At 42.9% G+C, this 18351-nt stretch carries 17 protein-coding genes and 1 tRNA gene; 10 read left to right on the forward strand and 8 right to left on the reverse strand.

The features are described 5' to 3' along the window. Positions 1-205: 205 nt before the first annotated feature. The 4 genes from E7X57_RS11270 (at position 206) to E7X57_RS11285 (ending at position 7158) form a co-directional block, all read left to right on the forward strand. Positions 206-1075 carry a phosphatase PAP2 family protein gene (locus E7X57_RS11270; protein ID WP_244603688.1) on the forward strand — a complete coding sequence of 290 codons (870 nt, stop codon included), beginning with the start codon at positions 206-208 and terminating at the stop codon, positions 1073-1075. A 94-nt stretch (positions 1076-1169) separates the two neighbouring features. Next, positions 1170-2600, forward strand: a complete 1431-nt coding sequence (locus E7X57_RS11275; RefSeq protein WP_135613066.1) for a nucleotide sugar dehydrogenase — start codon at positions 1170-1172, stop codon at positions 2598-2600. A 249-nt stretch (positions 2601-2849) separates the two neighbouring features. Then, positions 2850-5207: a type II/IV secretion system ATPase subunit gene (locus E7X57_RS11280; RefSeq protein WP_244603689.1), complete on the forward strand. Its 2358-nt coding sequence runs from the start codon at positions 2850-2852 to the stop codon at positions 5205-5207. 4 nt (positions 5208-5211) lie between these two features. Further along, on the forward strand, positions 5212-7158 hold the full coding sequence (locus E7X57_RS11285) for a hypothetical protein (protein WP_244603690.1): 1947 nt from the start codon (positions 5212-5214) through the stop codon (positions 7156-7158). Positions 7159-7272: 114 nt separating this feature from the next. Here E7X57_RS11285 and E7X57_RS11290 read toward each other — a convergent pair whose 3' ends face one another. Then, a complete protein-coding gene (locus E7X57_RS11290; RefSeq protein WP_135613067.1) occupies positions 7273-7458 on the reverse strand; it encodes a 4Fe-4S binding protein in 186 nt (61 codons plus the stop codon). A gap of 69 nt (positions 7459-7527) precedes the next feature. Here E7X57_RS11290 and E7X57_RS11295 point away from each other — a divergent pair, with 69 nt between their 5' ends. From E7X57_RS11295 to E7X57_RS11310, 4 genes are all read left to right on the forward strand, one after another. Continuing rightward, positions 7528-8586 carry a radical SAM protein gene (locus E7X57_RS11295; RefSeq protein WP_244603691.1) on the forward strand — a complete coding sequence of 353 codons (1059 nt, stop codon included), beginning with the start codon at positions 7528-7530 and terminating at the stop codon, positions 8584-8586. A 105-nt stretch (positions 8587-8691) separates the two neighbouring features. Continuing rightward, positions 8692-9003: a DUF2551 domain-containing protein gene (locus tag E7X57_RS11300; protein WP_177165267.1), complete on the forward strand. Its 312-nt coding sequence runs from the start codon at positions 8692-8694 to the stop codon at positions 9001-9003. Between the two features lie 54 nt (positions 9004-9057). Then, positions 9058-9906 (forward strand): polyprenyl diphosphate synthase, encoded by an 849-nt coding sequence (gene uppS / locus E7X57_RS11305; protein WP_244603692.1) that lies wholly within the window; start codon positions 9058-9060, stop codon positions 9904-9906. Positions 9907-10160: 254 nt separating this feature from the next. Beyond that, on the forward strand, positions 10161-10472 hold the full coding sequence (locus E7X57_RS11310) for a hypothetical protein (protein ID WP_135613068.1): 312 nt from the start codon (positions 10161-10163) through the stop codon (positions 10470-10472). A gap of 190 nt (positions 10473-10662) precedes the next feature. Here the strand turns inward: E7X57_RS11310 and E7X57_RS11315 are convergent. The 6 genes from E7X57_RS11315 to E7X57_RS11340 all read right to left on the reverse strand — a co-directional run bounded on the left by E7X57_RS11315 (position 10663) and on the right by E7X57_RS11340 (position 14236). Beyond that, positions 10663-10750, reverse strand: a tRNA-Leu gene (locus E7X57_RS11315). A 55-nt stretch (positions 10751-10805) separates the two neighbouring features. Continuing rightward, positions 10806-11609, reverse strand: coding sequence for a DNA-directed RNA polymerase subunit D (locus E7X57_RS11320; protein ID WP_135613069.1), 804 nt, complete (start codon positions 11607-11609; stop codon positions 10806-10808). 23 nt (positions 11610-11632) lie between these two features. After that, positions 11633-12013: a 30S ribosomal protein S11 gene (locus E7X57_RS11325; RefSeq protein ID WP_091690598.1), complete on the reverse strand. Its 381-nt coding sequence runs from the start codon at positions 12011-12013 to the stop codon at positions 11633-11635. Positions 12014-12026: 13 nt separating this feature from the next. Further along, on the reverse strand, positions 12027-12581 hold the full coding sequence (locus E7X57_RS11330) for a 30S ribosomal protein S4 (RefSeq protein ID WP_135613070.1): 555 nt from the start codon (positions 12579-12581) through the stop codon (positions 12027-12029). 12 nt (positions 12582-12593) lie between these two features. Then, positions 12594-13040 (reverse strand): 30S ribosomal protein S13, encoded by a 447-nt coding sequence (locus E7X57_RS11335; protein WP_135613071.1) that lies wholly within the window; start codon positions 13038-13040, stop codon positions 12594-12596. 293 nt (positions 13041-13333) lie between these two features. Next, complete coding sequence (locus tag E7X57_RS11340; RefSeq protein WP_135613072.1) at positions 13334-14236, reverse strand: DMT family transporter; 903 nt, start codon at positions 14234-14236, stop codon at positions 13334-13336. A gap of 98 nt (positions 14237-14334) precedes the next feature. Between E7X57_RS11340 and E7X57_RS11345 the strand changes: the two genes are divergently transcribed. Together E7X57_RS11345 and E7X57_RS11350 are read left to right on the forward strand one after the other, a co-directional pair. After that, on the forward strand, positions 14335-14688 hold the full coding sequence (locus tag E7X57_RS11345) for a DUF5684 domain-containing protein (RefSeq protein WP_135613073.1): 354 nt from the start codon (positions 14335-14337) through the stop codon (positions 14686-14688). 20 nt (positions 14689-14708) lie between these two features. Further along, positions 14709-15398 (forward strand): HAD family hydrolase, encoded by a 690-nt coding sequence (locus E7X57_RS11350; protein WP_135613074.1) that lies wholly within the window; start codon positions 14709-14711, stop codon positions 15396-15398. Between the two features lie 19 nt (positions 15399-15417). Here the strand turns inward: E7X57_RS11350 and E7X57_RS11355 are convergent, their stop codons facing one another. After that, positions 15418-18240: a M1 family metallopeptidase gene (locus tag E7X57_RS11355; protein ID WP_135613075.1), complete on the reverse strand. Its 2823-nt coding sequence runs from the start codon at positions 18238-18240 to the stop codon at positions 15418-15420. Between the last annotated feature and the right edge of the window lie 111 nt (positions 18241-18351).

Below are 18351 nucleotides of genomic sequence, written 5' to 3' on the forward strand. Positions count from 1 at the left end.
TGATCTCCCTTATCCTATCCGACCTAATCATACCTTATCTCATTCTATCTTACTTTTTCTTATGTTGTTTTGATTATTTTACTTTTGAGCTAAATATTGATCAGATGTACACAAACCATTTATACCCGAGATATACTTAACTAGAGCCTGTCTGACCGATTTATTGAACGACACGGATTGATAGTGAATGACAGCTTCGTATTTAATGCCCCTAATAATGACACCAATACTGATCTGCATGATAGCAGTAGCGTATTATGTCTTTGTGCCGGAAGATCTCAAGAAAAATTATAAAAAGAACTACATGCAGATGTTTTCTCTGGATACATTACCATATTTATTATCAGCATGCTTTGTGTATCTACTTGTTAAATCCCAGCTAGCAGTCATCAATTTACTGGGAAAAGGAACATACACTAACTATGACAGATATATGATCCTGATCGAAGGTGATACAGTCGCTTATTTCCAGAATTTTGCAAGCCCTATACTGACATATGCCAGTGCATCCGTTTATTTGGTAGGATTTTCGTTCCTGTTGATCTTCACATTCCTATTGCTCATATACACACAGCAACGTGAGGTATTACAGGAATATACTATCGCTTTCGTCACCATTTACCTGATAGCACTTCCATTTTACATTTATGTACCTGTACGAGTGACAGGATTTACATTACCAAACGTCACCCCCCTGTTGTATGACATGAGTCCCATAATCCTGCAAGGTGTCACAATTGTAGACCCGTTCCTTGATAATTGCTTCCCCAGCCTTCATGCAGCTTTATCGGTCATGGCCATGTTGATGATTTTCAGGACCGATCTTACGAGATTTAAGATATTTTCACTTGCAACCACAATTGCCATCCAGTTCACGATCCTTTATCTTGGAATACACTGGATAACTGACATGATCGGCGGTTTTATCCTGGCACTGGTAAGTTATTTTATCGCAACAAGATACAGGACATCCATACTCAGATCACCAGAAACGATCATAGCAACCTTTGAGAAGAGAACAGAGCTGGTTGATGCTGTTAATTCTATTCTTTTATCAAAAGGCCTCATCAAGTGATAAATAGGTTCCTTGAAAAGACTAAATACTATTTAATGAATATATATTATGGTACTTGCATATACATCAACATAAAATGGATATAGTGGTAACCATGACAAACAAATTAGGTTCGATCCTTAAAAACAGAGGTCCTATCAAAAAGATAGGAGTGCTTGGAATGGGATACGTGGGAATCCCTGCAGCTGCTCTTTTTGCCAACTCCGATAAATTTGACCAGGTTCTGGGATTCCAGAGGGACTCCAAGAGTTCCGGTTATAAGATCGAGATGCTCAACAAGGGAGAAAGTCCCCTGAAAGGAGAGGAGCCAGGTCTTGAAGAATTGCTACAGAAAGTAGTTGGCGAGGGGAAATTTGAATGCACCCCGGACTTTTCAAGAATATCTGAACTCGATGCGGTTACCCTTGCAATACAAACACCTTTCTCTGATCCTGCAAGCCTCCAGCCAGATTTTAGTGCACTCACCGACGGTATACGCAATGTGGGAAAATACCTGAAAGAAGGTATGCTCGTAGTACTGGAATCTACCATAACCCCCGGAACTACAGATACACTTGCCAGGCAGATCCTTGAAGATGAGTCCGCACTGATAGCTGGCGAGGACTTTGCACTTGCACATGCTCCTGAAAGGGTCATGGTCGGCCGCCTGCTGAAGAACATACAGGAACACGATCGTATTGTAGGTGGCATAGATGAAGCCAGCACAAAACGTGCTGTGGAACTTTACAGCCCGGTACTCACAAACGGTAAGATCATACCAATGACAGCAAGAGCTGCAGAGGTTACCAAGACTGCGGAGAACACCTTCAGGGACCTGCAGATAGCAGCAATTAACCAGCTGGCATTGTACTGTGAAGCCATGGGGATCAATGTTTACGATGTGAGAGCAGGAATCGATAGTCTCAAAGGTGAAGGCATTACACGTGCAATGCTGTACCCCGGTGCAGGCGTGGGAGGGCATTGCCTGACCAAGGACACATACCACCTTGAAAGAGGAGTCACGACCAGCGAAGGAACACTGGATTACCCTGAGGACATGGATTCTATTTTTGTACTTGCAAGAAAGGTAAATGACTTCATGCCAAAACACATGCACCACCTTACAAACGAAGCCTTAGAACGCATCGATAAGAAAGTAAAGGGTTCAAAAGTAGCGATTCTTGGATGGGCATTTATCAATGATTCAGATGATGCGCGTAACCCGCCATCAGAGCCTTACAGGAACCTCCTGTTAGAAGATGGAGCAGAAGTTTCGGTACACGATCCGCATGTTCTGAACTATCCGGGCGTGGAGATCATAAAGGACCTTGATAAAGTTGTAAAAGACGCAGATGTTATTGCAATAATGACCGGCCATTCCGGTTACTTTGAACTTGGACCAAAACAACTAAAGCAGTTAACCGGAAAGGAAAATACAGTAATTGTCGATGGAAGGAATGTTGTTGATCCGGACACGTATATCAAGAATGGTTTTGTGTACAAGGGAATTGGAAGGGGAGACAAGAACGACCATCCGATCGTTTGAGCAATCTGACCATAATGACATTTCATACCTGATCAGCAGTAGTCTGAACTGAGACTACAAGAAAGAAGAAAGGAAGAGAAAACGGAAACGGAATTCCCACAATTCCAGCCTTTCTTCACCTATTTTTATCAACTGAATCTACACCACATTGTAGAACCAATATTAAATTTATATGAAGACTAAAGAATCTAGGAATATTTTAATAATTGCTGACAATATGTTTGTGCAAATCATCTAAGGATAAAAAACGTGAAACTCCTAAGTTATTTGCACAATCCGATCCGAAAAAGGAAAGCTGAATCAGAAAATCTCTGTCAGTACAAGGTCCGCCAGACGAAGAACCAGAGGACCATACAGATAAATTGTTCCCAATGCAGCCGCACATCTACCCTTAATGACCCAGTCTGCCGTGAGATGATATTCAATATCATTCTTACAGAACCCATATCGAACAGACTTATTCTTTCATATCTTTACGAGCGGGATTATGAGGGGAAGGAACTTGCGACCCTTTATGAACTTGCAAAGTTGGGAGATGGTCTTGCAAACTACAATAATGTCCAGATCACATGCAATAGTTCACACAGGGAATGTGGCAACTGCATATCATATAGAAAAGAACTGGTCAGTAACATCATCAGTTCCTCAAAAAGTGAACCATCAATATCATACAAACTTCTTAAAGAGACAAACATTGAAAAGATCGAGATCCCGGACCATCCGGAATGCTCTGGATGTACTGCAAACTTCCATTCCATTATAAAGGAAATGCAGGAGATCGCTTCTGAACTCAACATCGATCTGACCTGCGAAATTGTCTACGACCATAAAATTGATGCTGACAGCAAAGGTAGCAAAGGTAGCAAAGGTAGTATTGATAGCTATGGCAACGATCAAATGGGGTATGACTATGAGAAACACATCAAACCTCACGTCAGACCTGCATTTTCAACGTCCCGCATATACACGGAACCACCCGAAAATACACACTTCATGAAATGCTATGACGTAAGGAATAACGATGGAAGAATGCTTCAGGTCTCCATATATGAGATGACAGACCGACCTGAAAAACTGTACATGGCAATTCCCCTTGAATACAACCTGAAGCATGAAGACCTCGGCCTTATCGAAAGGGTACGGAAAAAATTGATAAGGTTCCGTCCTGACAACATGAACTTCGCAGATCCTGTGAACTCAAGAGAATACATCCGCAGGATTGGAAAACAGATGCTTGAAGAGGACTCAAAGGTTCATGGGATCACACTAAACCCAATCGAGACTAGGACATATTCTGATATCCTTGCAAAATATACCACTGGCCTGGGAATACTGGAAGATGTGCTTTCAGACCCGAAGATCACGGATGTCTACGTGAATGCACCTGCAGACATCAACCCGATCCACGTAGTAGTGGATGGAGAGGAATGTATCACCAATATTTTTCTTTCACAGGATGACCTTGACTCCATGGTCTCAAGGTTCCGGGCCATTAGCGGCAGGCCATTTGGAGAAGCAACGCCCGTACTGGAGATGGAACTTGAGGAATTTGGAGTACGTGTATCCGTTATTGGCGATCCCCTGAGTGCCAATGGACTTGCTTATGCCTTCAGGAAACATGCAAGAACACCCTGGACATTGCCAAAGCTCATCAATACCGGATCGATCTCACCGCTTACAGCAGGTCTTTTGAGCTTCCTGATGGATGGGGAAGCATCAATACTTGTAGCAGGAGATGTGGGAGCAGGCAAGACCTCACTGCTTTCTGCAATGATGATGGAGATCCCGCAGAAATACCGTATCCTGACAATAGAGGATACAAGAGAAATTCCCATTGAGGACCTGCAGAAGCTTGGATGGAAGATACAGGGCATGAGCTCACGCTCATCGATACTGAACACCAGCATCGAGGTAAGCCCTGATATTGCATTGCGTGCAGCCCTGCGTCTTGGAAATTCCTCGCTTGTTATTGGAGAGGTCAGGGGACCTGAGGTCAAAGTGCTTTATGAAGCAATGCAGGTAGGTACTGCAGGCAATTCTGTTCTTGGAACCATACACGGAGCATCCACAAGAGCGGTTTATGAGCGTATAGTACACACTCTTGGAGTACCACCTGCATCTTTCAAGTCAACTGATGCAGTGGTGGTCTGTACCAACACCCGGGTCGGTGGAGGCATGAGCAAGAAACGCAGACTGACGCAGATCTCAGAGGTCACCACCGGCTGGGATGACGATGCTGACCCGGATGAGATCTTTGCAGAGATCATGCGATACAGTGCAGCTGATGACTCATTGATCCCCACTGACATACTGGACAGAGGACAATCCGAGCTTATTGGGAAGATCGCACGCAAATGGGGCATCTCGATCGATGATGCGTCGCTCAACATACGCATAAGAGCAAAGATAAAACAGAAAATTGCCCATGCAGGTTCACTGGATGCCAGACTTGTTGAAGCAGATGTGGTGAGCAAAGCAAACAACATTTTCTGGCTGCACATGGATATGGAAAAGAACAATGCCGGCGGACCGGACTACGAAAGGGTATATGAGAAATGGAACAGTTGGTTTGACAATTTCACCTCCCACACCTTCCGGCAGGAGTGACAAAATGGCAGCAGGAATGTCAGAGAACTGGTATGTGCGTGGCTGCAAGTTCACATCACTTCACTTTTCCAGATTCATAAGAGATATTGATGCTTTTTCTAAAAAGGCCGACGGATCGGTCAGTCAGGAATATCGGGATGCGATCATCTTTACAGGATTTGTTATAGAACCGTTCGAAACGGTACTGTTCTCTTACGCAGGTTCGTTGATAGCCCTTATCTTATTTCTCACCCTTGATACAGTGCTGTTCCAGATCACCACCTTCAACCCGACCGTACTGACATTCGTAGCCCTGATGACATTGCTTGTACCTTTTGGAATACTGCTCTACCTGAGCGAGTATGTGAAGATACATGCAAAATACATGAAAATACGATCCATAGGAGACATACCCGAAGTCCTGAGCTATGTGGTAATGTCCATGAGACTTGTATCGAACATGGAAAAGGCCATCCATTTTGCTGCGCTGAACTCAAGCAGGCCACTCGCAAATGATCTCAGGAAGATGCTCTGGAACCTCCAGGTTCGCATGTATTCAAGTATGGATGATGCATTGCTTGATTTTGCAGAGATGTGGGGAAAGAACAGCGAACATTTCAAACGTTCCCTTCACCTTATCAAAAGTTCAACAAGCGAACCTGACGAAGCCCAGAGGGTCATTACATTAAACCGTGCCCTGGACATCGTCCTTGATGGTACAAAGGAAATGATGGAACAGTATGCAGCACGCCTGAAGACCCCAACGTACGTCCTGTATTCGATCTTCATACTGATTCCCCTAGCACTTGTGGCATTACTTCCTGCAATTACCGTTGTAGGAATAAGGTTCGACGCTTTGACACTTGTGATACTATATAATGTGATCCTGCCGCTTGCCACTTTTATATACGCGGAATATATCCTGATGCAGCGACCGGCAACATTTCTACCCCAGGCCATTCCGGAAACCCACCCCCAGCTAAAGGACATCAGGAAAAAGAAAAAAGTTGCAATTACCATGGCAGTTATAACCGGAATCTTTGTCAGTTTTTCGGGTTATATATGCATCCTTCTTGGAAATCCCGGGAACATAATTTCAACAGAAACCCTTGAAGGCATAATGCCTCCCACATTGCTCATCATCTGGGGAATAGTGATCGCATTTTCCATCTACATGAATGCAGCATATTCCCCATACAAGAAGATACGCGATGATATCCACAAGATGGAAAGTGAATTTGCAGATGCATTGTTCATTCTTGGGAGAAGGATATCAGAAGGGCGTTCTGCGGAAGAATCATTTGCACACACCTCTAAGACCATGAAAGGTTCACATATCGGAAAAGTGTTCGAAAGGATCTCTATCAACCTGATAACCATGCGAACGAACATAAGATCAGCAATATTCGATGAGGATTTCGGGGCTTTTAAGGACATATATTCAGACAGGATCCAGACTACAATGATCATGTTCACGGAAAGTGTCCATAAGAGCCACCTTTCAGCAGGTATTGCAATTATCAAACTTGCTGACCATCTGAAAGAGTTGCAGGCCGTGGAGAAGAACATCAAGCACTCATTGTATGATATGACATCCACAATGAGAACAACCGCCTGCATATTTGCACCCCTTATCGCAGGTGTGACAATAGCACTCTCGGAGGTGATATCCAGGATCCTCCAGAACGTTGCAGAAGGAGTTTCAAGACTTCCTCAGAACATCGTCCCCGGACCTGCACAGATATCGCCTGAAAATCTTGACCAGACAATATCACCGGACCTTTTCATGCTGTCAATTGGAATATATCTCATACTTATCACAGCCATCCTTGTGAGATTTTCAAGTACGATCGAAAATGGAGGAGAAAGAACACAATTCATGTATGATCTCGGGCAGTCACTACCAATCTCCATAATCGTTTTCACAGTCACTGCTATAGTCTCAAGGATATTCTTCAGAGGACTTATATGACAATATCCAAAAAGCAGTATTTCAAGATCAAAATCCAAAAGCCAATTTTCAAAAAACAAGGATAAGGAACTGATATTCAAAGTGAGGGATCCAAAAACAACATTCAAAATGAGATTAGTCCACATAGACAAGAGCTCGTACAGGGCACACATTGATGCACTTCATGCAAACGGTGCACCTGCTATAATCAATGCTGACCTTTCCATCCCTGCGTTGTAAAGCCCCGTGGGGACAAATGTTATCACATTTGCCACAATTATTGCATCCGATGACCGCGATCCAGCCTTCTGCCTTATTCATCTTCAAACAATAATATCACAAAATAGATACTCTTTTGCATCTAAACCAGACTTATATACAAGAGGAAATATGTACGACAATATGAAAGAGATCATCCATACGGATAAAGGGTCTTTCTACAATTATCTCACAGAAGGGTGCAAACTGTGCCAGAAAGGTGCCAAGATGGTGCTTTTCATTACTGGCATATGCGGCAGAGGATGTTTCTATTGTCCACTTTCAGAGGAACGAAAGAAGGATGTCACCTATGCCAATGAACGTCTGGTGAAAAGCGATGAGGATGTTATCAATGAAGTGCTCCAGATGGATGGTTTGGGAACAGGCATTACCGGAGGAGAGCCTCTTATAAGATCGGAACTGGTCCTGCATTACATCAAACTTCTGAAAGAACAGTTTGGTAAAGAACATCACATACACCTATACACTTCGATCGCACCTGACAGAAATTTACTAAAAGACCTTTCAGAAGCAGGACTGGATGAGATCCGGTTCCACCCGCCACAACATTTGTGGAAGAAGCTTAAAGGATCTGAATTTGAGCGTGCAATCGAGGATTCCATTGAACTTGGCATGGAAGCAGGGATGGAAATACCCTCCATAGAAGGAGCTAGTGATGTAAGGGATGTTGTAATAGGAACAGGTTGTTTCCTGAACCTCAACGAGCTCGAATTCGCAGATACGAATGCAATTGCTATGAAAGAGAGGAACTTCCTGCTTAAGAACGACATGAGCAACGCTGTGGAAGGATCGGAAGAATATGCGATCGAACTTGCAGACAAAGTTCCAAAGATACATTTTTGTTCATCAAGATATAAAGATGCAGGACAACTGCGTGAACGTCTGCTCAGGATAGCCAGAAAGACAGCGCGACAGATCGATGAGATAACGGAGGAAGGGACCATTGTTTATGGATCCATTGAAGGTGCTGATACTGAAGGGATAATTGAAGTATTACATCAGTTCGAACTATCTGATGACCTGTTCGAAGTAAAGGACAAAACTATAGAGTTACCCTGGTGGCTCATTGAGGACATGGCAGAAGAATTAAAAGACGAAGGATTTGTTCCATCGATCATTGAGAGATATCCTTTTGAGAACGGACTGGTCGTTGAGGTAATCCCACTCTGATACCAACATTTATAAGGATTAATGTTGTAGTGGAAACGCGTTCTGTATCATAAAACAAATAAATTAGCATAACTTTATAAATAGAAATTACATAGATTAAATGAGGTGTTTGTGCTGGAGACTATTGAAGACCGGGTTAAAGCAAGGCTTATTAAATATTTAGGCCGTGACGATACAGGTATACGTGAAGATGTTTTGAAACTCTTCCTGGAAGGAGGAACCTTCACTACAGGCGATGTCTACAAACATCTTAACGAGAAAAAATTTGATGTGAGTTACAGAGGTGTTTCAGCAATGGTTGGTCTCATGAACACAAGACTTGGTATACTCAGTATAGACGTTACCGGTGATCATAACATATACCTGCTAAAAGAAGACTATAAACCTATAGTTAAAGCAGTTCTTGACAACTATTGAACATCCACAGGATGTTACTCAATCTCTTTTACTAGTTCATTGGGTGGAATCTTCATGATGAGATCCATACTGAACCTTTTCTATGAAACATATGAAAGATCCCTTTCAAGAGATGTTAAAAACGGCTCTGTTCCTGAACACATCGCCATAATTATGGATGGAAACCGCAGGTTTGCCAACAAACTTGGGAAAAAGACAAATTACGGACACTCAAGAGGAGCCGATATAACCGAACAGGTTATAGAATGGTCATATGAGATCGGTGTTAAGGAACTTACTATTTATGCATTTTCTACAGAGAACTTCAATCGTTCCACCGATGAAACCGTGCAACTGTTTGAGCTTATTAGAAAGAAGTTTGACCACATGCGAGAGAGCGAGCGCACACATGAAAAAAAGATAAGAGTGCGTGTGATAGGAGACCGAAACCTCCTGCCAGAAGACCTTCAGGAAGCCGCTGAAAGAATAGAAAAAGCGACAAAGGATTATAACAAATTCAACCTGAACGTTGCCCTTGCATACGGCGGAAGACAGGATATCGTACAGGCAGTCAGGAAAATGGCAGATAAAATAGTGAAGCATCAACTATTGTTAGAAGATATTAATGAAACCACAATTGGCGATCATTTTTATCCTTCAGAAGGAGCGGCCGTATCTAATGTTGACCTTATAATACGCACAGGAGGAAATGAAAGAATCTCAAATTTCCTGCCATGGCAGGCCAACGGAAATGAATGTGCCGCATACTTCTGTGCACCATTCTGGCCGGAGTTTCGCAAGATCGACTTCTTACGCTCAATTCGCACCTATCAGGCACGCCTGGCTGAACAGAAAATGAAGGAAAATCATCGAACAACACATTTTCTTAAGAAGGTACGGAAAACGAGTAAAGATCAATATTGATCATTCCACAAATTAGAATAGAGTAATGATAACTAAACCAAAATAAACACATCATTCAAAAGAAAACAATTGAAAAAAGAGGGCCGCAGCGAAAGCAAACTATCCTGACGGGATGGAGGAACTACGGCCAGTGCTTATAAGAACTCATTTGTGGGCTCTTACGAATTCTTCGAATTGTTCATAGTATCTTGCTCTGTTTACCAGTTCTGTAAAGAAATCATCCATATATTTCACCTCAATTACCAGTACTACTTTTGAATATATTAAGGACTGCCAAGCGGGGTGAAAGTATTCTGCCGTTTTCTATGGCAGCGCCGGACTGGGAGTTCTACGTTTATTCAGAAAAAGGAAGAGAGAACTTCGATGAATATGAGGAAGCACTGGAACATGCCCTCAAATTAAGGGAGGATACCGTTCGGAAATACATGAAAGATGCTGATCTTGACCCGGATTCCATGAAGATCGACATCAAGAAGGATGAAGTTATCCTTGAAGGATCCGATACGCTGGTAGAAACGAAGATCGTTGTTTTTGGTGTAGCAGAACATATTGAAGAAGATAATTAATAAATTAGCAAACCAGAGAGATGCTTTTGCATCCTCACTCTTTTTTTATTTAAATTTTTCATTGGTTGATCATCAGTTATAGGCGTGATCAATCACAGATACATCAATTGTCAGTTACCATCAAGTAATAGATGTAAGCAGTTCATAGATACTGCCAACTAGAAGCGATAATTATTGAAAAATAATAAAATGGTGCGGGAGGTGTGATTCGAACACACGAACTCCTACGAGACTAGGCCCTCAACCTAGCGCCTTTGGCCTGGCTGGGCAACCCCCGCAAATGGAATTTTCTGAACTTAAATATAAAGTAAAAAGGAAACCAAGATTTCCTATTTACAATGTGCTCAGGATGTTTTGCATCTCAGAGGCTTTTCCCTTAATGGTATTCACTGCATTTAAGATTAACTGTTGAGCGGAGTATGAACCATCAGACTCCATTGTGAAAATGAAAGATCTTTCATCCACACCAACAGTAATAGCATCTATATCACATGAATCCTGACATAATCTGCACAATGAACACTTGAGAAGATCATCCTTGGAGATCTCAGCAGTCTCTTCACCGAGCTGAATTATGTTTCTTGGGCATGCATTGACGCATATGCCGCATCTGTCACATCCCTCAAAGGTTATAACTGGCATGTTCTTATAGCCGCAAGCAACGCCTGCCTGCCATTTTGCATGCTCATTTCCATAACCCATGTGAGCAATTGCCTCAAGTACAACCTTCTGGCCGGTCCTGAGATCAATTATAGGAATGTTCTTGTCTGCTGGCTGTACGTTAGGATCAGATGAGACAATGTCACCAGAATGAACGATGACCTGCTCCTCTTCACCTGCTTCGGCGCTGAGAGTCAGAGAGACAGTACATGCAGGACAGCCACTACCTTCACAGGTACACTTATCCTGCGGCACAAAGTCCTCAAGACTGGATGTGAGGGGGATCAAACCCAACCTCAATGCCAGCTGCTCATCATACAGAACAGAAGTATTATTATAGATATTCACGTCATCGATCGCTAGCGTCGGTACATCGGCAAGCATTGCCCTACGGACACCATTTGCAAAAGCTGCAGTTGTGCCTGATAAAATGAACTTTGCTGACCTATCGGATAACTCAAGTATATCTATTTCCATTGGAAAACCTCTGTTCTTTGTGATTATACACGCCTTCCGCCTTTTGGACGAGTTCCATCATGGGGTACTGGTGTAACGTCTTCGATCCTTCCGATCCTGACGCCTGCTCTTGCAAATGCCCTGATCGCGGCCTGTGCGCCTGGACCCGGACTTCTCTGCTTGTTTCCTCCAGGTGCCCTTACTTTGATGTGAACACCCTCGATACCCTTGTCTTTAAGAGTATCTGCAAGCTGGCTTGCCATCTGCATAGCAGTGTATGGGGAGCTTTCGTCCCTTGCTGCCTTTACAACCATTCCACCAGAGGATTTTGCGATGGTTTCTGCACCGGTGAGATCTGTCACGGTGATAATTGTGTTGTTAAATGAACATTTGATGTTTGCAACACCCCAGATTCCGTTTGCCATATTTTACTCCTCCTTATTCCTCTACGAGTGATGATGCGATCTGTGCAGGTCTTTCAGGGTGAGCTTCCTTGGAAATAGGAGACTTACCATAGTAGTCTATTGCCATTTCCTGAGCCTTTGAGACCATCATACCAGGTACAGTTACCCTCTTTCCATCTATAGAGATGTGACCGTGGGTAATGAACTGCCTTGCCTGACGTGCAGTGCGGGCAAGTCCAAGTCTGTGGACCTGTGTCTGAAGCCTGCGCTCCAGAATAGCCTCGGTCTGAAGACCAAGAATATCATCAATGCTGGAATCAGATTTCAGAATTGAGTATCTGATAAGTTTTGCAAGGATCTGATCTGCTTCGGTCTTTGCATGGCCTGTAAGATCGGATTCTGCAGATTCAGCAAGAAGACGCCTTGCATCTGCCCTGAACCTTCTCAGAATACTGTGTGATTTCCAAAGTTCCCTCTTGTTACGGAGACCATACTTCTTGACGAGCTCAACCTCACTTGCCATCCTTGCAGCCTGCCAAGGATGTTTTGGTGTATCATAAGATTTTGTGCTTTTACCAGGATATACCATATTGCATCACCTTCATTTCTTCTTCCTTACACCAATAGTGCTACCACGTCTTCCAGTGGACTTGGTTCTCTGTCCTCTGACCTTAAGACCTCTCTCATGTCTGAGACCACGGTATGCGCGTGCCTTCTTAAGGTTGTTAAGATCTTCTTTCAGGGTCATAATGATGTCCTGACCAAGAAGGTGCTTGTCGTCCCCGGTTGTTGGATCTCGCTGCCTGTTGAGCATCCATACAGGAAGGTGCTGCTCGAACTGTGCAATTGCAGTATCAAGTTTTTCAACGTCCTCATCAGGGAGGTAACCGATCACTGCATTTGGATCGACACCAGTACTATCTACAATAACACGAGAGGCTCTTAACCCGATACCACGGATACCGGTCAATGCGTACTTAACCCGCTGGCTTCCCTGCAGGTCAGTATTCATTATACGAACCAGATGTCTAATTTCTTCGTCTGCCATATAATATCCTCCTTAAGGGTGTAAACAACACCCCGTAGCCTCGGAACACATTGGTTCCGACACAGCCATGTGGCTTTTTAAATTTTTATAAACTCAAAAGCGACTCCGCTGAATATACCATTTCTGGTATATAACAGTATTTATTACAATTCTTTGGCATGTTCAGCAAGAACAATTCATACCAAACTATACCAGAATATGATTAACAAATAACAATATCATATATATCCATGTCGAACCCAAAAATAGAATCCAGTAAAAATTCCAACATATAATCTCCCGTGGAAAGAAGTTCAGGTCCCAAATTCAAGATATTTCCCAAATGATATATGTTCAGTTACGGCAAGAAGAGCACCTGCAATAATGAACATGCAACCAACTATCGTCTCGGCAAATATCGCATTATGAAGAATAGTATAATCAAAAAAGATACCACTTACCGGTTCCAGCATTGCAAGTATGCTGGCAGCCTGGGTCCGAACCCGTGAAAGCCCGTTGAAATACAGGACACCACTGATACTTGTGTTCACCAAGCCGAAAAGCAGGAGCATCAGAAAATTATCCCTAAGTATCGGAATAGACACCGTGGGGGCAAATGGAATAAGCACAACGACACAGAAGGCAGTTGCCCAGAAAAACTGTGAAAAGCCGGAATACTCATCCCTGACATAACGGGCGGTCATGATAATGCAACTGAAAGAGATTCCCGACAGAATACCAGCCAAAATCCCGATAAAATGAATATCCCCGACACCAGAGCGAATAAACGTTGCAGGATCCACAATAAGGAATATCCCAATCATGGACAGGACCAGTCCGGCAAGACCAGACCGTGTCAGCTTCTCCTTGAGTACGATCGGAGACAATAAGGTCACATACATAGGTGCAGTATATAGTAGAAGTATTGCTATTGAAAGCCCGGAATAAATAATACATGTGAAATAGAAAGATATGGTCATAAGCTTGAAAACACCAAGAAGCAGAAGATGACGCCTTTTTCCACCCAATCTTAGGATACTTGTTTTTCCGGTAAGGTAGAGATAGCCCAGCATGAACACTATACCTATCAAAAGTTTGTAGAATATAATCGGCAGAGTACCCATATCATGAATGAAAGCTAGAAAGACTCCCACCATGCCATATATTATGCACCCGGAGGTAATCTCCAGATAACCCCTTATCGGTGCTGAACCCATGGTCGTTCATATAGAATACACACTATATAGAACATCGCCAGTATCACCAGTATGGATAAATACAACATATGATAATTTATTGAATATAGGTGAATGATATGGATATAGGATTACTATTCCCGGGATTTGGCATCTCACATTTGTTTGCAGCTTTATTTTTCTACATATACTTCGCCTATTCATTACAGGTTATCGCTGCAAAAACACAGACAGCAAAAGTATGGATGGCATGGATACCGATACTGAACCTTCTACTTATGGTACGAATATGCAGACTATCAGGTATAGCCCTGATACCATTTTTCATACCTTTCATAAACATCATTTATGCTGCCTATATCTGGGGAGAGATCGCATTCGCCGTCAACAAGTCACGATGGTTGGGACTTGTCATACTAGTACCAGTTCTTAACCTTGGGTTACCCGGATATCTTGCCTTTTTCGAGTATTGAACCGGAGGAAATCCTGCCCCATGGAAAGGAACGTAAAGGCTGTCCTTTTTGATATGGACAACACCCTGTTTGATTTTCTTGAAGCAAAGCTTACTGCATTCAAAAAGATGGTCGAGTACCTCGGCGAAGGGGACCCGGAAACCATTCTAGAGTATTTCCTGCGAGGCACACCCGTTTTTGAAGACCTTGAAAATATCAAGGACTACCTTCAGGACAATGAACTTTACTCCAAAGACAATTATGATATTTGCTGCAGGATCTACGAAACCATAAAGCTGGAAGCTCTCGTGCTGTACCCCGGAGTGATACATACCCTTGAAGTCCTTAAAGAAGAACGCATTTCCCTGGCACTGGTCACAGATGCCCATTCCCACAATGCCACTAAAAGACTTGAAAGGATGAAAATAATAGAATATTTTGACCTCATTGTGACCAACGACATGACATGTGCCAAAAAACCTGACCATAAAGTCTTCCATTTTGCACTTGACCTTTTGAAAGTCAAACCATCACAGGCAGTTTTTGTAGGAGATAGTCTCAGAAGAGATATCGAACCTGCAAGACAGATCGGAATGTTAACTGCTTACGCTGCCTATGGAGATCGTCTGCACTATTCAAATGAGGTTGAAGCAGACATCATATTGTCAGGAATTACGGATGTCCTGGACTTTGTCCTCATAAATAAAAAAAGCAAGGAGAATATCCTTTAATTCTCCTTTTAATTAAATATCAAATAGCTTTGATCTTACCAAATTGTGCCTCATAAACCCCAACTGCATTTGGAGCACCTTGCAACAGCTTTCTGATCCTGTTGTAAACACTTGGAACTTTCTCTGCATCAAGACTTTCAAGTATCTCTGCAAGTATTGAGACCAACAGCAAATGATATTCGTCTTCCATCAGGTCGATGTTAGCAAATATATTGAGAAGATTTGTAGTGCTGTATTCATTAACCGCTGCAAGTTTGAGCAGAATGGACTGAAGAAGTTCACGTCCTGCTTCCGTCTGCAGGGATATCTTCCTGTTCCTTCCAAATCCACCATATAGAGCACGCTGATCATTGGACTGCTCAATGCGGAAAGACTCTGAAGCTTCGATTTTCCTCACAAGAGAAACAGCATCAGAACTACTGTTTCCTGCAACTATTGAAAGGAAAGCTTCCCATGCAACGAGGTTCTTCCTGGATTCTTCCATGAAATTCTCCAGGAATTCCATCTTATCCTCAGCAGAACTGTTGATGTAACAATCAAATGCCACAAGCCTGTCGCTTGCACATGATGCTTCAGCGAACTGCTTATTGCATAGCTGATGCACAAATGGAGTGTCAAGGGTAGCAAGGATCCGCAAAACAGTGTTCTTCACCTGACGTGCTTTGATCACACGAGCATGCTCTTCAAGCGTATCATCCTGTGGTATCGATACCTTCAGGTACTTATGGTAAAGATTCAGGAGGGATACGGTATTATTTCTTGCAATACCTTCAAGGATGCGCTTTTTCACATCATAGAGCATCTGGTAACGATGTGCCGATCTTTCATCTTCCACTGATTCAAAGATAGCAAGGAACTGGCCACCTACATCTTCCATCAAAACATCATCACGAATAAGGTCATTGAACAATTCGATGAACATCTCAGATACTTTTGCCTGAGGATCAGCCAGCAACCTCATTTTCTCCCTGTCCACAAGTGTGTAGTAGGCAATGAAACGGTTGATCATATCACTGTCCTTCCTTACCTGCAAAAGAAGTTCTTCATCAGAAACATCACGAATGACCTTTCCGTAGAAGGAATAGCCACGATTCACAGAAACGAATGCAGGAGCTTCAACGTTCTCTATGGAAATATTCGCATCCTCGGAACATATCCATTCGTTGATTTCCACAATATCATTTCCATCCTTATCAACCAGAAATGCAACAAAGGGGAATTCCCAATACTTTCCGCCCTCCGGAACTTCCTGATGGATATCTAATGTAAAGAACATACTATCCGAATCATAAGAAGTAACAATATGAACCATTGGGAATTTTGTCTGTGCCAGCCATGTCTCAGAAATTTCGGAAAAGTCCATTCCGGAAACTTCTTCCATAGTCTTCAACCAATCAGACCCTGTGGCATTTGAATGGCTGAACTTGTTATGATAGATATCAAGAGCACGTGCAAAATTATCCTTGCCCATAAGCGATTCCAGCATTCTTACGAATTCAGGAGCTTTTACATAAGTAACCGCTGTAATAAGGTCATTGGGATCATTGAACCCTTCAGGAACAATAGACATGGAAGCTGCACCACTATCAAGTGCAAAAGTACCAACTCCGGGTGCCAGAAGATCAAGAACGTTAGACAAACGACTGTAATTGTCTCCAAAGACAAATGCATGGAACTGATGCTCGATGTGAACGGTCACTGCCTCGTTGAGCCATATCTCGAACGGACTCCAGCCTGTGACCTCCGAACCGTTTATGTTATGATAATATTCATGGACCTTGACACGTACCATATACTCAAATGAAGGATCCGTAGTTTCCGGATATGGCATGATACGGTTGGTCGTGATGGTAGTATTGCCAACATTCTCCATACCGCCAAAATCGGAGTTTTGCATACCGATCTCACGATAGACAGTACCTGTGTATTTGTACCCCATCGTAAGCGAGTTGTCGAGTTTTTTCAGCTCATCCCGTAAGAATGCCAGATCATCGGACTTCCCTTCGGACTTAAGAGCATCGCGGACCCGGATCAGATCATAGATCTCCTTCCTTTTATCAATGTTAGTATACTGCTCAGGACCTGTGAAAAGATAGGTCCACATCACTGAATCATAGAGTACATCAAGTGCCTTTTCTGCCGGATAAACATCCGATTCCGGCGGGACCAGTAGCTCAAGGTCGAAAGTATGACCATCAGGATACTCGAACTCCCTTGTAAATGTCCGGTAGGTTCCAACCCCGAGGAAGAAAAGGTAAGTTGCCATTGGTGTGACGGAATTATCGTAGACGATCTTAGCCCTGCCATTACCTACGGAATGTTTATCCTCCACAACATCACCATTAGTTATGAGATTGGTATATCGCTCGTCTGCAATGATAGTGGTTGTGTAAGTACATTTAGCGGTCATGTCATCAATGCATGGAACGATACGCTGAAATCCCCACTGCTGGCACTGTGTTATCTGCTGTGGCGGTGCCCCTGCAGGAGTCTCGTCATAATAAAGGCCTTCAAGAATGTTCCAGGTCGGCTTGCATATCGTTTCCGTGTTGATCAAAAGTTCTGTGTCCGCAGGAATTTGACAACCAAATTCAATAGAAAGGATGTGGTCATCTGTCCTGTAGTCATAGGACACATCATGATCTTTACAGCTAACTTTTTTTATGTCAAGATCACGACAATTAAGATCAAGTGATGATATCGGTTCCCCCAGGGTCCTTACCTTGAGATCCGAAGTCACATAAGTGTGATCATCATAAACATCGAACAAAAGGTCCATATGAATGACCTTTACTGTCAGTTCTCCAAAATCCTCTGGATAATACTTGTAAATACGTTCCATTCTTTCACACCTAGTTTTCTAAAGTATTGTTAGCTTAAACAGTTTTCTAAAAGAAGATAAAATAAAGGTGATTGATATGGAGAGGATGAAGCCGAGAGAAGACAAAAACGA

Origin of the sequence: Methanococcoides sp. AM1, from assembly GCF_900774055.1 — an archaeon.
Taxonomy (GTDB): domain Archaea; phylum Halobacteriota; class Methanosarcinia; order Methanosarcinales; family Methanosarcinaceae; genus Methanococcoides.

Coding starts and splice junctions, on each gene's coding strand:
- E7X57_RS11270 (WP_244603688.1), top strand. CDS start 206: ATGCCCCTAATAATGACACCAATACTGATCTGCATGATAGCAGTAGCG.
- E7X57_RS11275 (WP_135613066.1), top strand. CDS start 1,170: ATGACAAACAAATTAGGTTCGATCCTTAAAAACAGAGGTCCTATCAAA.
- E7X57_RS11285 (WP_244603690.1), top strand. CDS start 5,212: ATGGCAGCAGGAATGTCAGAGAACTGGTATGTGCGTGGCTGCAAGTTC.
- E7X57_RS11290 (WP_135613067.1), bottom strand. CDS start 7,458: ATGAATAAGGCAGAAGGCTGGATCGCGGTCATCGGATGCAATAATTGT.
- E7X57_RS11295 (WP_244603691.1), top strand. CDS start 7,528: ATGTACGACAATATGAAAGAGATCATCCATACGGATAAAGGGTCTTTC.
- uppS (WP_244603692.1), top strand. CDS start 9,058: ATGATGAGATCCATACTGAACCTTTTCTATGAAACATATGAAAGATCC.
- E7X57_RS11320 (WP_135613069.1), bottom strand. CDS start 11,609: ATGGAAATAGATATACTTGAGTTATCCGATAGGTCAGCAAAGTTCATT.
- E7X57_RS11325 (WP_091690598.1), bottom strand. CDS start 12,013: ATGGCAAACGGAATCTGGGGTGTTGCAAACATCAAATGTTCATTTAAC.
- E7X57_RS11330 (WP_135613070.1), bottom strand. CDS start 12,581: ATGGTATATCCTGGTAAAAGCACAAAATCTTATGATACACCAAAACAT.
- E7X57_RS11335 (WP_135613071.1), bottom strand. CDS start 13,040: ATGGCAGACGAAGAAATTAGACATCTGGTTCGTATAATGAATACTGAC.
- E7X57_RS11340 (WP_135613072.1), bottom strand. CDS start 14,236: ATGGGTTCAGCACCGATAAGGGGTTATCTGGAGATTACCTCCGGGTGC.
- E7X57_RS11345 (WP_135613073.1), top strand. CDS start 14,335: ATGGATATAGGATTACTATTCCCGGGATTTGGCATCTCACATTTGTTT.
- E7X57_RS11350 (WP_135613074.1), top strand. CDS start 14,709: ATGGAAAGGAACGTAAAGGCTGTCCTTTTTGATATGGACAACACCCTG.
- E7X57_RS11355 (WP_135613075.1), bottom strand. CDS start 18,240: ATGGAACGTATTTACAAGTATTATCCAGAGGATTTTGGAGAACTGACA.